The 17,047-nt window shown below is 40.7% G+C and carries 7 protein-coding genes; all 7 read right to left on the bottom strand.

All coding sequences use genetic code 11. The annotated features are described in order from the left end of the window. Positions 1-43 precede the first annotated feature (43 nt). The 7 genes from D0T08_RS06560 to D0T08_RS06530 all read right to left on the bottom strand — a co-directional run bounded on the left by D0T08_RS06560 (position 44) and on the right by D0T08_RS06530 (position 16,916). Positions 44-949 carry an AraC family transcriptional regulator gene (locus tag D0T08_RS06560; RefSeq protein ID WP_116981805.1) on the bottom strand — a complete coding sequence of 302 codons (906 nt, stop codon included), beginning with the start codon at positions 947-949 and terminating at the stop codon, positions 44-46. 385 nt (positions 950-1,334) lie between these two features. Further along, positions 1,335-3,797 (bottom strand): hypothetical protein, encoded by a 2,463-nt coding sequence (locus D0T08_RS06555; RefSeq protein WP_116981804.1) that lies wholly within the window; start codon positions 3,795-3,797, stop codon positions 1,335-1,337. 30 nt (positions 3,798-3,827) lie between these two features. Further along, a complete protein-coding gene (locus D0T08_RS06550) occupies positions 3,828-5,540 on the bottom strand; it encodes a RagB/SusD family nutrient uptake outer membrane protein (protein WP_116981803.1) in 1,713 nt (570 codons plus the stop codon). A gap of 15 nt (positions 5,541-5,555) precedes the next feature. Further along, complete coding sequence (locus tag D0T08_RS06545) at positions 5,556-8,960, bottom strand: TonB-dependent receptor (protein WP_116981802.1); 3,405 nt, start codon at positions 8,958-8,960, stop codon at positions 5,556-5,558. 193 nt (positions 8,961-9,153) lie between these two features. Then, positions 9,154-10,242, bottom strand: coding sequence for a FecR family protein (locus tag D0T08_RS06540; RefSeq protein ID WP_116981801.1), 1,089 nt, complete (start codon positions 10,240-10,242; stop codon positions 9,154-9,156). A 66-nt stretch (positions 10,243-10,308) separates the two neighbouring features. Next, on the bottom strand, positions 10,309-10,905 hold the full coding sequence (locus D0T08_RS06535; RefSeq protein WP_116981800.1) for an RNA polymerase sigma factor: 597 nt from the start codon (positions 10,903-10,905) through the stop codon (positions 10,309-10,311). Between the two features lie 137 nt (positions 10,906-11,042). Continuing rightward, entirely contained in the window at positions 11,043-16,916 is a 5,874-nt protein-coding gene (locus D0T08_RS06530; RefSeq protein WP_116981799.1) for a PAS domain-containing protein, read from the bottom strand. Positions 16,917-17,047 lie beyond the last annotated feature (131 nt).

The following is a 17,047-nucleotide window of genomic DNA, read 5'->3' as shown; positions in this document are numbered from 1 at the left end:
CGTAAATTATAGGCAATAACTCACTGATACTATGCAAAATCAATCAATTTTCTAATTGACGGTATTCTCGGGGAGTAAGGTTTGTTTTGGATTTAAAGAAACGGCTGAAATCACTAGGGTCGAACCGACCCAATTTAAAAGCAATTTCGCCAATGCTCATAGAAGTTTGCTTTAGTAATACTTTGGCTTCCAGAATACGCATATCTTCTAATAGTTCATGTGCAGATTTGCCGATTGTAGCTTTTACACATTTATGGAGATGATTGGGAGAGATAGCCAGGTACTCTGAAAACTCCTGTACTGACTTTTTCTCGTAGATAAATTCTGACAGGGCATTCTTGTAACGTTGGGTAATAAATGTAGCTGCATTTTTGGCATTTTGAGAGGCAGGCTGCGCCAGATGCTTTATTTCCAAAAAAAGAGACATCAGGTACATAGGAATCATTTCAAACCTTTTATTGTCACCTACCTGGTATTCCTTCTCCAGGATTTCCAGAATGCTGACAATGCGTTCAGATTCCTGTACATAAATCAGAGGTTCGTCTGTAAATTGAAAAAAGGGCAAATCTCTGGCAATATCAATCTTAATAAATGATTGATTGAAAATGTCAGGCGAAAAATGGCAATAAAACCCTTCGGCATCTGCATCCGCTTTTTCTATTGACGTAATCACATTGGAAGGTAAACAGAAAAAATTATTGGATTTTATTTCATATAAAGAGAGACCTTTGCTTCTGATAACCGAACCTTTGGTAATGAATACAAAGAAATAAACCGAACGGCGGTGCGGTTGCATAGGAATACGCAAGTGGTCTTTGTAGGTTTCTACCCGCGCAATGTGAAACTTATCATAAAAACCCGATACCGTGGGTTTCCAGTCGGCGAAGATATAATCATCGAACTGGGAAGGGTTTAGTAAGGGTATTTTTGATGGGTTTGTTTTTTCCATGGTATGACAAAAGTAGGAGGAATTTTTGTGGAAACCATTGTGGTATTTTGTCTGAACTATGATTTATCTGATTTTTGTGATTACACTGATTTTATTTGAATAATAAGAGTTCCAGTCTTCTCAATTCAGATAACACTTATAAAACTCTTTGTCAGTGAAATCAAATCAATCAGGTAAATCATAGTTCAGATAATTACAGTGCGAGCTGGAAGCGACCGTCGCTCGGCTCGCGTCACAAATAAAAAAATCCCCGAAAAAGCTTTCGGGGATTTAAAACAAAATTATTTATTAACAACAATACTAAATATCAGGTCTTTGCTAAGTGAACGATGAATAATTCACACAATCCATAATCACTAAATCACACAATCACTCATTCACTCAATTACTTATAAGTCAACCACGCAGTAGCCTGGCAATCTTTGTCTGTGGCAAAGCGAATCCAGCGAGCCTGAAACGAATCAGAGAAAGTATGCTCGAATGTTTCGTTGGGCTTTACTGTTACTTCTTTATACAACATCCAAGGGCCATGACCGATTGACTCTACTTCAATTCTGAATGTTACGGGTTGGTTTGATTTATGAGAAATTTTTAAGCTCTTTTTGTCATAAAACCCAATCAGGTACGGGTCAGAGGCAGTATTGGCTGTTACCTGGGTATCTTTCCACGGGCCGCCTTGTCCGACTGGTTTGCCTAACTTCCAGAGGTCGTCAATGGTTCCTGCCCATATTTTGGCTTTGCCATCAGTTGAGGTAATGATATGTTCGCTGGCAGCAGTCTGGTTATTTAAACCCGTCATCACTAATAAGCCACGATAAGAAGCATAGTCGTGAATAGCTAACGTATGAGAAGCCACCGGTCTGATTTTAGCATAGCCATCTGCGTTTTCAGCAGGCAATTCATAGAAGGTGCCGTGGGCGTTCATTAAATCGCGCTCGGTGGCTACTTCTCTGCAAATTCTTAGAGATGCACTATTGGTTTTTGAGGTTAAAGCATTATTGCCTTTAGGTAGCCTCCATCTTCTTCCGGCATCGTCTGTGATCAGAACAGAAGCCTCATCAATAGTCAGGATATTACTTGGTACGGCAAATTTTTCACGGATAAACTTAGCTGTTTCAGAATCATCTTTTTTCACCAGATTCATCGCGCTATCTAATTCATAATAGCCTGTTTCTGTGAATTTACCATTAGAAAAATCTTCCGCTAGTACACCTAATTTATGGCGGTTATTACCTAAGCCGTATAAAAGTCCTCCTTTGTAGCTAGTGCTATTGGCAGGAGTTAATCCTGTAAACATTTTATCCATTGCAGGGGTATAGCGGCTATCATCTGTATAGTTAAAGTTGACCGTTGCCGTAGTAGCTTTATTGGTTTTCACACGAATCCACTCTCCTACTTCGGTAGCTGCAAAAGTGATTGAAGCTGATTGTCCTGCATTTACTGATACTGAACGTAAAGTTTTCCAGATGTTTGTACCATTGGCATCTACTTCAAAGCTAAAGGTGACGTCTTCGCTCCCGGCATTGTTGACCCATGCCATACGTTTTTTCCAACCTGCAAAAAGGAAAGGCTCTGACGTGGTATTGGCTGCAACTTTTTCATTCAACCACACTGCTCCTTGTGCTGTGTTTGGTCCTAGTAAATCAGGTGTATTGATTGAGGTGAACCATAAATTAGAGTTTGATTGTCCCGGGCCTTCGATGTTTCCTTTGGCTCTGCGTTTGTTCAGAAACTCTTTTTGTGCTGAATCATCACAACCTAATACCAGCATATTCTGCCAACGGCTATAATCACCGATTACTTTCAGATAAGCCGAACGTGGACGAATACCTGCTGTATTTTTAGAAGTAAAGGTTTTCGGGAAACGCCAGAACATGCCGTGCATGGTCATCAGATAATCAGGTTTTTCGGGAGTACCGATATCTCTGATACGTGGCCATTCGGTGTTAAATCCATGTGCGCCATCGTAGCTATGGCTGGCTTTAGGCAGGCGGAAGAATGTCCATTTGCCACCATCACGCACACTTACCAATACAGATTTATGATCCCAACCTGTCGACCAGATCGGGTCAGTTTCAGGGTTAGCATTTCCATAAATTCCACCCGGCCCGGTTACTTCTACAAATTGGTTACGACGAACATTTTTCCAGTCTTTTCCATTCCATTCAGCCAATAGCCCCGATTCAATATCAAATTGTTTCATGGCTAACTGGCTGGCTTCTCCATTATTCGAATAGACCATTACGCCCTGACCAGAATAAACACCTTTGCCATGCGCGCCTACCAATAGTTGAGCTTCCTGAGCCATTTCGCCTTTTTTGCGGTCAACGTTACCGTCTTTATACAACATTTTAGGCTCAAGGGTATGTACATCTACCTCATAAAAACCCTCTTCCATGGTAGCATAATAAATCTTATTGGCAGGGTCGAACAAGTGACGGGCATTACCTGTATGTCGACCCGGCATTTTTGTATAAGGAATCGTACGCACATTTCCTTTGTTTGAAATGGCATAAGGCCCGATAAATAGCTGATTAGATTCTTTGTGAATCATGCGGTTTTCGGGTGTACCACCGATGCTTTCAGGACGCACCACGCGATCAAGGTTATTGCTTATTTCATACAATTTATCTGAGGAACCAAACGGAAAATGTTGGCCATAAGAAATTACCCAGAGTTTACCTGCCCACGGCACTACTGCACCAGTACCGCATTCGCCTTCGTTATTGTAATAGGCCAGGTGTGGATAGATACCGCTTATCTGTCGGTAAGAAGTTTTGATTTGTGCCTTTAAGGTTTGGCATGCCAATAGCAGAGCAACTGCTATCATTGCTTTTGAATGTCTCATTTCTAATAAAATTTTGGTAATTAAGCGGGTTTAATACCCATCGTTTTGTTTCATGTTCGGGTTAATCTGAATTTCAGCAGTTGGAACAGGCCATAGGTACTGACGGTCGTTCCATGAGGTTGGAACCAAGTTTTTGATGAGACCCGTAGCAGCCATTGCGCTGAAATCTGGCGTACCGTCTTCATCAATCGTCGGTGTTCCGGCGAAGAACCATAGGCCTTTGTCTACTACTTTAGCTTTTAAATCAACCGGGTCAAGCATACCATAAATCGGGCGGTTCAATACTTTTCCGGCAATTCTCCAGCGTACAATGTCCATGTATCTGAGTCCTTCGTTGGCTAATTCCATTCTTCTTTCCATGCGAAGTATTTTGCGCAATTCTGCCTGATTTGTTTCGGTAACAGCCGGATAAAGTGTAGTAGCACTTGTGGCTACTTTGTAGGCTCTGGCTCTTACTGTATTAATGGCATCTAATACCGAAGCATCAATCTGATTCTGCTCAATTTTAGCTTCTGCATAAATTAAAAGAATATCAGCATAGCGGATAATAATCTGCTCAGGTTCAACCAGACGACCATTGGCTAACCATGAATCATCAATGCCTTTTTTCCACACCAAGCCGTTGAAAGAAGCGAATTGCGCATTAACCCGATTATCATTATTTGTAACCAATGAATTGCTGCTTAATCTTAATACCTGTACAGCATAAGGATTTGGATCGTAAATAAAGCCTAAGTGTGCCTGACCAAATTCTACGATTGAAGCCGTACAACGCGGGTCGCGGTTTTTAAACGGGTTGCGAGGGTCATAAAGTGGCGATTTATCAATGGGTTTACCATCGGTGCAGAGGTAAGCACAGAATAAATCCCAGCTTGGATTGGTAGCCGCAAAGCCTCCTGAGTTACGGGTAATCTTATCAGAAGTTGGTCCTAAGGTAATCTTTTGCTCTAAAGAACGTGGAATTGAGAAAATAACCTCTTTTGAGTTTTTAGTAGTTTGCAAAAACAGATTAGCGTAATCAGGATGCAAACTGTACTGATTCAAATCCATGCAGGCTTTTGCTGCAGTGACGGCGATGCTATAATCTTTCTGATACAAGGCAAAACGGGCTTTCAAGGCCAATGCCACGCCTTTAGTTACACGTTTCACTGCCGATACCGCATAAGAAGCAGGCAGGTTTGTAATGGCAAAATCGAAATCCTCGTAGATTTTTGTGATAACGGTTTTCTTGTCGGTTCTGCCTACTGTATAAGCCTCTTCAATCGTCACTACGGCATCGGTATATACTACATCACCAAATTTATCTACCAGTTTGGCATACTGTGCCGCACGGTGGAAACGGGCTTCGGCCAGATATACATCTAGTTTTGCCTGACTCACTTTGGCTTTGGTTTCAGCACTGTTTAGCGCTACAATCGCGCGATTGGCACGGGCAATTGCCTTGTAGCCATTGCGCCAGAAAGCTGTTGAAAAATCCCATTGACTGGTTACTGTTCCTGATTTAATAGGGGTCAGAGTCTGACGATAAAAACCATCATCTGAAATATAGTTGACACTGGTATTGTCTTCGTCCCATTGCCACCAGTCCAGGCGATACAGGTCATTTAAAGCTAACTGAATTTCTGTTTCGTTAGAATACCATTTTTCGGCCGATGGCTGTGCCAAAGGATATAAATCAAGTGAGTTCTGGCAGGAAGCTAATAACAATAAGCTCAATACTGCACTATATATTTTTACTTTCATTTTGTTGTCGTTGTTTTAGAAACCAATAGAAAATCCACCAATATAAGTCGATACGATACCAATACCCTCAGGGTCCCAGCCTTTTGGATACTTGTTGAAAGAGAAAATATCGCTGCCGGTTACATAAAAACGAATACTGTTTGCCATGATTCTCTTGGTAATAGTCTGCGGTATTGTATAGCCCAACGTTACGTTTTTTAAGCGGAAATAGCCACCATTAAACAACCAGAAATCTGATAAACTACGATTCAATGATTTGTTGGTTTCGGTATATCTTGGATATTTGGCTACCAAATTTTGCTCGGCTGTATTGTTCATGCTCCAGGTATTGCCATCCAGATAAGTTGGGAAAGCGCCGAAGTTTTCAGCATTGTAATCGGTATAAGGAAGCAATGAACTACGCTGATAACCGATGCCCTGAATGCTGATGCCTAAATCTATGCCTCTGTAGTCTAATCTGAAATTGCCACCGTACATCCATTGTGGTTGAGAGTTGCCCAAAAGAACGCGGTCATATTCAGGTGATATTTTGCCATCCGGTACGCCAGTAGGGCCACTGATGTCCATATATTTTAAGTCTCCAACTTTTACATTGCTGCTCAGTTTTGGTGAGTTGTTTACGTCTTCCTGTGTCTGATAAATTCCTTGTGCTATGTAGCCATACCACTCGTCAAACTGGCTTCCTTTTTTTCTGATTTTATCGCCGATAAACTCTGTACCGCCCAAATCACCCATTGTTGATTTGAACTGTGAGATATTGAATGAGGCCGAATATCTGAGTTTGCCTACGGTGCTTGTCCAGCCTAAGTCAAGGTCGATGCCTTTGGTTGTCATGATACCTGTATTCTGGTTCGGATTCTCGAAGCCTACGAATATGGGTATCTGCAAGGCCAATAGCATATCTTTCGTTTCTTTACGATACACATCAGCAGTAAAACGGAGCTTGTTTTTCAAGAAATACGCATCTAAACCTAAATCAACTGATGACGTTTTTTCCCACGAAATATCTTTAATAGCATATTGATATTGTGCCGCTGTTTGTTGCGAAACCACCACATTATTCTGATAGAACAGGGCATTACTGAAATTCATGATACCGACTGACGGGTAATTTCCGATACGCTCGTTACCTAATGTTCCCCATGAAGCACGAAGTTTCAGGAAAGAAATCAGGTTTTGTTGTTTGAAGAATTCTTCTTCGCTCACTACCCAACCTGCCGAAACAGAAGGGAATGTACCCCAACGATAGGCAGCATTGAAACGGGAAGAACCATCGCGACGAACATTGGCCTGAATCAGATATTTATCCTGAAAGCTATAGGTCAGGCGACCGAAATAGGAACGATAGGCTGTTTCAAAAGCCGTACCAAAATTATCTCTTAAAGCTGTCGGGCCCTGGTCGAGATAAGGATAAGTATCAAATAGATACTGGTCGCGGGAAGCTCCGATTGATTCACTTTTGTAATAATAATTCTCATAACCCACCAGGGCCGTAAAATCATGCTTTCCAATGGTTTTGGCATAATTGGCCAGAAACTGGGTAGTTAAGCTATAATTGCTCCAACGGTTTTCGTCCAGACGGGTAGTAAGCCCTCCGCCAATCAAAGAAGTGATATATTGGTTAGGATTATCAGCCGCATAAACGTCTACTTTTTTATTGAATTTCTTCTGGTCTATAAAATCAAAGATGGGAGCCAGAATACCGGAAATCTTTAAGCCTTCGATTGGTTTCAGGTCTAAGGCAATACGACCACCAACCTGATTATAAGTGTATTTGTCTGTACCGCCATATCTTACTTTGGCATATACATTCTCTCCTGCTTTACCATCGGCAATTCTGCCATCAGCCCAAAGAGCCGGATAAATTGGTGCGGCAATTCTGGTACGATAAAGAGGGTCAGTGGCAGTCGGGTCAACCGTATTGGTTCTTTTAAAGTTAAAGTCAACTGTGCCACCTACTATTTTATTAATAGTGAAATCGTTGTTCGAACGCACAAATACACGACCATAGTTTTTATTATCATAGAACCCTCCGATTTTTTCATAACGAACCGAAGCGTTAGACTTTACGAATTTTGAGCCCCCTACTACGCTTACACTATGCGCTTCACGTTGAGCCATATTCTTCAATGTCATATCCATCCAGTGGGTATCAGGATATTTATCTGGATTTGTAGCGTGTTTCTGCGCATAATCTGTCAGTAAATCCTGAATGAATGCCGGAAATTTGTTGGCGCCATTACCTGCATCATTCCAGCGTAATTCGTTTTGCAATTCCATGTAGCGAACTGCCCCCATATAGTCGGGCAATTGGGTTGGGGTATCAAAACCTCTTTCGTAACTATAGTTGAATGACGCCTGATCAGTTTTGGCTCTTTTGGTGGTAATCAGAATTACCCCTGCCGCTGCGCGAGAGCCATAGATAGAAGCCGAAGCAGCGTCTTTTAGAACCGAAAGGTTATCAATATCATTCGGGTTTACCTGATTCACATCACTCACCGGTACGCCATCTACAATTACCAAAGGGTTAGAATTACCAATAGTCGTTATGCCTCTGATTTGAATATTGGCACTACCCATTGAGCCCTGAGAAGCATTACGACTTACCATGACGCCAGACATAGCTCCTTGCAAAGCCTGAGAAACCTGCGTTTCTTTACGCTCCTTAAAAACATCTGAGTTAATAGAAGATACCGCTCCGGTTAAGTCTTTCTTTTTCTGTACGCCATAACCTACTACTACTACTTCTTCCAATGCTCTCGTATCTGTTTGTAGCGTTACATTCAGTACCGACTGGTTTTCAACGAGTAATTCCTGTGCCTGATACCCTACAAAACTGAAAACCAGAATTGCCTCGGTATCTGGTATTGAAATACTATATTCTCCGTTTACTCCTGTTACGGTTCCGCGTGTGGTGCCTTTTACGGTTACACTTACACCCGGCAGACCTTCTCCTTTTTCGTCACTCACTGTCCCTTTTATATTAATATCGGCTGTGTTTATCTCATTTGGCGAATAAATAACAGTATTAGGTAATGTCTCCGGTAAGGCCAGCGTTATCAGCCGGGACAGAATTATCTGGTTATTAACTACTTTATATTTGATTTTAAGAGGAGTCAACAATTTATCTAATACCTGCGAGAGGGACTGATTGACGATATTCAGTGATACTTTCTGGGGTATTGCCAATAATTTAGGTCGGTATGTAAACTTTACATCCGCCTGCTTTTCTATGATTGTGATAGCGTCTTCAAAGTTGCGATTCTCAATCTGAACACTCACCTTACGGTTGAGCAATTCCTGCGCCTCAGCATCTTTTGCCAACGTGATACCCGTAAAAATCATCGCAATGCAACAATGTAGGAGCGATAGTTTCATGAGGTAGAGTAGTTTTTTTTTGATTTGTTGTCTTTTTTTCATTTAATTTAAAAGTTTTTGTTAGATAAGGAGCAAAAACAATCCCTCCCACCCAGAATTCTGGGTGCAGTTCTTCGAAAACTATGAGGGGAAAACAGAGCCGATAACGCCGGAATCGTTATCGGTTTTTCTTTATTTAAGGGAGTTTGACTTTTTTTTATCCATAAATAAAATAGTGTATAGGGGTTTGGTTGAATTAATTGCATCCATTACTGGTAATCACTACCTGTGCATCTATCAGCTTATAAGTGGCATCGAGCGCGGCACAGATAATATCCAGTTTTTCAAATAATGTCTCATTTGTGAGCGATGTAGTCAGACGGCAGTTTGACATCACTTCTTTATCGTAGATAATCTCTACGCCATAGGCCTTTTGTAGGGCAGAGAAAATCTCATCAACAGGCGCATTTTTGAACGAAAACTTTTGGAGCTCCTGCGTATTTAATAATATAGTGGGTTTGGCTACCAGCGTGCGTGTCAGTTGTTCGTTTTCTTTACTATATACTACTTGCTGATTAGGCGTTAGTACTACCCCTTTTGTTTCAGGGTCAGGAGTTTGGTTCGATTGCTGGGCGTATACTGATACCTTACCCGTTTTTACATCGACCGATACCTGTTTATCCTGTTCGTATGCTTTTATTGAAAAACTGGTGCCTAATACTTTCGTAACCAAGCCATTGGCATAGACTACAAAGGGTATTTTGGCATTTTTCTTTACTTCAAAAAAAGCTTCGCCAGATAGATATACCTCTCTTAAATCGCCGTTGAAAGATTCATTATAGCTTAAGCGGCTATTAGGTTGGAGTACTGCTTCGCTGCCATCAGGCATGCTCACTGGCATAGTGCCTGCTGAAGTATTAATTACTTCTTTAATAGGTTTTGAGCTAGTGGTTGTCAGTTGCGTATAAACACTGGTTGGCTTAACCCATACATTTTTGTTTACCCAAAAGAGTACTCCTACCATCAGGATAACAGATGCGGCAGCAGCCCAGTATCTCCATGAGATTTGAAGCCCTGCCCGAGGAGTTTGCACCTGTGTAAGGTGCTCTTCAATGTCGGTCCAGATAAATGGTATTTCATTAGCTGGGGCATCTTGTTTGCTTGCAATGACTAATTGCTGAACGGCTAATTTTGCTGTGTGGATTTGTTTAGCGAGAGAAGGCGTATTCTGGATAAGTGCCTGAAAAAATTGTTCAGACTCCTGCGTAGGGTATTTTACCCAACGAATGAAGTCTTCGTCTGTGATGAACTCCTCAAGTGTGTATGTTTCGTAGTTTTTAGTCATGGTTTTTGGTTTCTATACCCTAAATCAGCCATAGTGCGGTTTGTACTCATTAAAATTGAATTATTTTTAATTTTTTTTGGAACTTATCAAGAAAGCTATGAATAGAAGCAAAAATGGGGTAAAATACTGGCGCAATTCGGTGATAGCTCTGTGTAGAAGATTGCGGACAGACTGGTTATTAATCTGCATCATTCCGGCGATTTCTTCAAAACTGAAATCGTGGTAATAGCGTAATTGAATGATTTCCTGCTGGCGCTTAGGTAGTTGCTGGATGGCTCTTTTGAGCTGAATAATCTGCTCGCTGTATTGTTCGGTGGTAATCAACTCATCTTCTACTGATAGTACGCCAATGATATTCTCAAATAAATCCTGGGTATCAATAGAGGTATGGTTATGCTTCTCTATATTGCGAAGAATGCGGTTGCGGAGAGATACATAGAGATAAAAGCGAATAGAGTCGGTATCGGTCAGGTTTTCGCGGGTATGCCATAGATGCAGGAAAAGGTCCTGAATGCTATCCCGAATCAACTGGCGGTCGTTGGTTACTCTGTACCCGTAGCTTAGCAAATCCTCAATGAACAGATTATAGATTTTAGCAAAGGCATCTCTGTCTCCATTCTTAAACGCCTGCCATAGAGCTATATCTTTACTATCGCTACTCAATGCTTACCTGATTTTTGTAGCAAAATTATGATTAATTATTAAAAGAAAACATTATCTCAAAAAAATCCTATTATGTTAAAACAGTATTTCGCAAAGCTATTGGGGTCATTCTAAACTTTCCATTATTTAACTCCCCTCTATTCTTCACCATCTCTTTCAGCATCAGATACCGGTTGAAAATTTACTGGGAAATAACAGGTAAAAACAGTGCCATTGTTTATTTGACTATGGCTGGCTATATACCCATGATGAATATCCATGATTTTTTTACAGATGGTCAATCCTATACCAGTACCCGGAAACTCACTTTGCCCGTGCAATCGTTTAAAAATCTGGAATATCTGCCGGGCATGTACATTATCAAAGCCGATGCCATTATCGGCAAAAGAAATTTTGTAAAACTCTTCCTCCTGCCTGTCGCTCAACTCAACAATATCACTACCTTTTGCGAGAGAAACAGAAATCCGGATATAAGGTTTGTTCCCCTCCCGCTGAAACTTCAGTGCATTACTTATCAGGTTATTGAACAAATAGAATAAAGGTGAAGCCGCTCCCTGAATAGTCGGCAATTTATCTGATTCGATAGTTGCTTCTACATTAGCCATCTGCTCGGCATATTCGTCTTTGGTTTTTTGTAATACATCATTCAGGTCTACTTGTTCAAGTAGCTGAGATCTTGATTGTAGCCTTGACAAAGAGAGAATATCCTCAATCAATAAATCCATTCTTTTTACAGCGCTCTTTATTCGGGTCAGATACTCTTTGCCCATCACAGATAAAGATTGTGATTCTTTTGTATCGAGCATATTGCTAAAGACTGTTATTTTCCTGAGAGGTTCTTTTAAATCGTGGCTGGCAATAAAAGCGAATGAGGCCAGCTCAGCATTTTTGTCTTCCAATTCTTTATTACGTTGAGTAATCGATGAATTTAATAGTCTGAGTTGCTCTTCTGAACGAATGAGCTCTGTAATATTCAAATCTACTCCCAGAATTTTTTCTGGTAAACCGAGTGTATCGACTAAAACGACAGAGTTGATTTTCAGAATTTGGGTACTACCATTTTTGTTAATTCTAAGAACTCTGTCAACTCCTCTATGACTATATGCAATGCTGTCAATTAAATCTTCAGCTATATCAGAGTCTTCTTCAATAGCATATTGGCGATAGATACCAGGCGTTACTTTTACTCCTTTTTCAAGGCCAAATAACTCGTACATGCCATCAGACCAAATAAAATCTCCTGAAGCTATATTGTACTCCCAACTGCCCATCTGCGCTATTTTCTCTGATTGCTGTAAAATAGCCAGCGTTTTTCTTATTTCTTCATCTGCTATTTTGCGCTCGGTAATATTACGCGAGGTAAGCACTACGCCATCATTCAGTTGTACAGCTACACTCTCATACCAACCACGTAAATTTTTATTGCCATCAAAATACATTTCAAAGAAGTCGGCCTTACCGGTATACAACACGTTTACTAATTTTTTGAATAAGCCGGATTCTTTAGCTTCAGGGAATAGCTGTAATAATTTTCTTCCTGTAACTTTTCCCAGAATATCTTCAGTGAAACGGCTAATCATCATCCATTGGAAGTCGACAATCGTCCCCTCTTTATTTCTGACAGCCTCAAATACCTGAACCAGATTTAAAGAGCTTTCAAGCGTAGCCTGAAATAAGTCCCTATTTCTTTTAAATTCCTGTTCTGTTTTTTTGATGAGCGTAATATCAGAATAAGTAACCAGACACCATCCATTCAATCTTGTAGCAAATACCTGCGCCCATACATCTGACCCATCTACATCAACACGAACTTCGCCTCGCCAGTCTTTACCGTTTTCTATTACATAAGCATATTGTTTAAATAAGTAATCTGTCGATTCATCCGGAAATTCTTTCAGAAAGCGTTTACCTACCAGTGATGCTCTGTTAACACTGATCAGGGTTTGGCTATTGGTAAATACATATTCAAGGTCGATAATTTTATTCTCGTTATCACGAACAGCCTTTAGTGCCATGATACTGCTGGAAGTGTTGTGCATTATAGACTGCAAAAGATTCTTATTCTCCTTAATCTCCAGTTCTGCTTTTTTCCTTTCAGTAATATTTTCTGTGGTAATCAGAAGACCATCGCCAAATTTTACAACTATATTCCGGTACCAGCCTTTTAATCCCTCGCCTTTATAATAACTTTCGAAATCGTCTGATTTACCAGTTTCTGCTACTTTTTTATATCGTTCAAATGCCAGACTTGACTTAAGGCCAGGATATATTTCAGTATATTTCCTGCCTATAAAATCAACATCCGGCGCATACTCATTTGCTTTTGAATTGACCAGTACCCATTCAAAATCAATGATTTTACCTGCCTTGTCACGTACAACCTTAGCAACATTTATCGCATTCAGGGAAGAATCAAATACTGATTGAAGCAAAGATTGACTTTCTTTTAATTCAGCAGTACGTTCGTTCACCTCTTGTTCCAGTTGAGTCAGATAGCTTTCTTTGGCTTCAAGCAAAGCTTCTTCAGCACGTGCACGCTCTACCGATGCCCAGGTGCGTTCGGCGGTTTCTTCAATGAGTTTTATTTCTGAGTCTTTCCAGACACGTGGTGTAGCCTGGTGTACTGCCAGAGCAGCAATCAACTGACCATTTTTTATAAGCGGTATTATCACAAAGGCATAAGTACTGATAGTCGCATATTTAGCCATCTCTCCGGCACTAACCAGTGGGTCATTTTCAATTGTATTAACTACTATATTATGCCCCAGGCGGAGTTTATCTACAATACGGCCAAAATTCTCTGTCGGAAATTGCCCTATACGTCTAGGGGCTTTTTCGGTATGATATGTCTCATTAATTACATAATATTCTACCTGGTTTTGCCTGATAATCTCCATGTAAAATGCCCTGTCAGCCTTCAGATGTTCCCCAAGCACAAACGCCGCCCCAAGCCGGATTTCGTCAGGATTATCAAGCAAACGGATAGCGTCGCTCAGTTTCAGAAGGTATGCTTTTTCTTCCTCACTTTGGCGTAATACTTCTTCAGCTATCTTGCGGGTAGTAATATCAATATGCGCCCCCATTAATCGGATGGCTTTTCCGTTTTCATCTCTTTGAATATGGCCCTTGGCTAATATCCATCGGGTTTGCTTATCATTTGGGCGGATAATCCGATATTCACTTATATACATATTACTTCCGCTTGCCAATGCTTCTTGCAGGGTGGTATTTGCCCGCTCTCTATCTTCGGAATGCAGGCGATTCAACCAATCTTCGTGTTGCTCCAGAGTTGTATCGGCTGGTAAGCCGTGTAAACGAATATACTCTGCTGAACGCCAGCTACGTAAACTGTTCACTACATCCACATCAAAACCACCTACACCACCTATTTCCTGCACAGTACTCAACTCTGCTTCCCGGCGGCGTAATTCTTCTACTATTTTTGCTTTATCTACAGCAGCCCAGACACGTTCTGCAGTCTCTGCTGCCAATTCAACTTCTGTCTCTGTCCAGTTTCTTGGAGTAGACTGGACTAAACAAAGCACCCCTACGACTTTCCCATTTTTTACCACGGGTATATCAACAAATGAAATCACTTGTAAGGCCAGACATAATGCCCGCAATGGCTCATCAAGAATATCAGAAGTGCTGGCATTATGCACAACGAAAGGCAGACCCTCATCAACTACTTTTTTAAATATGGCAAAGCTGCTAAGTGGATACGTTCCGGCAACAGATGGTAAATCCCCTTTAGATGCATCACGTTTGATGATGGCGTTGTCACCTTCAACTTCACAATAATAGCATCTGTCTGTATCAAAATAATTCATGGCCGTTAAGGTAGCGACTCCTTCTAATTCTACCGGGTCGGTTATTGGGCGAATAGCATCGTTGAGGTGTAATAGATACCTCTGGTGTTCTTCTGATTTTCGCACGGCAGATTCTGCCTTGGCTCTTTCAACAGCTGCCCAGGTGCGTTCGGCTATTTCTTCCAGCAATGTTATCTCTTCTTCTTTCCATTGGCGGAGAACTGACTGGTGAACTGCTACGATGGCAATAAGCTTTCCCTCTTTTACCAAAGGCACCCCTATTCCTGCCCGAAACTGTATGTTCTCAAAGGCTTTTATACCTTTTTGATCCAGTTCAAGGTCTGTGTATAAATCATTAACCACAATGGTTTTTCCGGCAAGATATGTCTCGCGCATCTTCAGACTAAAATCTGAAAACTTTCTTGGCCCAAACATAGGAGAGACATCTTTCCAATAGCCGGTTTGCGTTGTTAATGTATTATCGTCCGGTTGAGCTTCTGCATAGTAGGCACGATTCACCTGTAGATACGACCCTAATAACCCCATAGCCGTTTCTTGTATGGCAACAGGGTCACGGAGTGGTCTTAATGCGTCAATCAAATTTAACAGGAATGCCCGTTTTTCATTATCTTTTCTTAGGGTTTCTGCAATTCTTTTGCGCTCTGTTATGTCGTTAAAAAGTACAGCTATATGGTTATCCTCCAGCTCATCAATACAAAAAGCATATAATTCGAACCATTTATCCACTTGTTCTACAAATCCCTCAAAACGCTCCGCTACCCTTGTCTGTACAATTCTCCCATATATCTCTATCCATAGTGGCTCTGCCTCAGGGAGTACTTCCCGAAAAGTTCTGTTAATTACGTTTGTTATTCCACTTTGCTTTTCAAAAACGGGATTAGTTTCAACGTATTGAAAATCTACAGGCTTACCGTCCTTATCAAAAATCACTTTCAGAATACAAAAACCTGCATCAATGGCATTGAAAAGTGACAGATACTTACTGGTTGCCTGCTTAGCTAATTCGTCTTTGGCTCTTAATAGCTCCTGTTCTGCTTTTACACGAGCTGTAATGTCATTACCTGTCTGTATAGCCTGAACAGGCAAACCTTTTTCATCCCGTTTGAGAATTTTGCCTCTTACCGATAGGGTATGCCAAGATTCGTCTTTATGCTTAAATCTGTATTCTACTTCATTGATATCGTCGTCTGACATCGAATCCATTCGATTATAATAGTCCGCTAAGCACAGTCTGTCTTCCGGATGTACAAGAGAATTGTTACGTTCTTCAAAACTCATGCTTTTAACTTCCTCTTCAGTGAAGCCGGAAATTATTGATGAATCTTTATTTATGTAAAGTATTTTTCTGGAAGGCAATTCAATGATTGTAACAACATCAGGTATGGTCTCAGTAAGTGTTTTAGTAAGATTGAGTTGTGCTCTTAAATCATCATCTGCTTTTTTTAGCTCCGTAATATCTCTGCCAATAGATAAAATAGTTTGTATTTCTCCAACGGCGTTTCTCTCAGGTACCAGTGAAGATTGAAACGATTTGAGCCCGTTGGCAGTGAGAAGTGAAGTATGGTGTATAGAAGGCTCTCCAGTGGCAAATATTTTTTGTAAGGTTTGCGTCCAGGGTATAGTTATTTCATCGGGTTCGCCTAATTCATGAATATTCTTTCCAATAGCAAACTCATTTTCTATGCCAGTTTTTGCGCCTAATGCTTTATTGGCATACAGAAGTTTGAGGTCTTTACTCCAGCGGGTGATAATATCAGGTGTGTTTTCAACAAGGCTTCTGTATTGGTCTTCTAAATTAAATGGTTGTTCTTCGGAAGTAAGGGGAAGACTATAGCTAAAAAAAACACAAACACCGTCAGCGGTAGGCTGGGCTAATAAATTCAGTACCTGATTACCGGGAGGTTCTGTATAAGTTACTTCCACTTCAAGCTTTTTTGTATTGGCCTGAATGATGGCTTCGTATCCCTGTGTAAATCTAATTTTTGGGAAAACCTGTACGAGTGGCTTACCAATTAGTTTTTTCTTCTCTTTTTTAAAAAAATGCACTGCACTGGCATTGAGATATTTTATTTCATACGCTTTGTTTAACTCAATGAATACATGCTTTAATAAAGAAGATTTCTCATCACTACCAGCAAATGTTTTTTCAGGCGTTGTTTTATTACCTGCGTTTCCGTTCATATTCCTGTTATTTATTTAAATTAAATAATCAGGCCACGGGCATGTTTGTATCTAGGATTTCGTCAGAAGGAGGCCAAGCTTCTTAAGTATGAGTTTATAGGATTCTTTTTGGTAGGTAAGTTTTGTTGAAG

The sequence above is a fragment of the Emticicia sp. C21 genome (assembly GCF_003418935.1).
Taxonomy (GTDB): Bacteria; Bacteroidota; Bacteroidia; order Cytophagales; family Spirosomataceae; genus Emticicia.
Note: the sequence above shows the minus strand (reverse complement) of the source record. Positions and strands in the feature narration are given on the sequence as shown.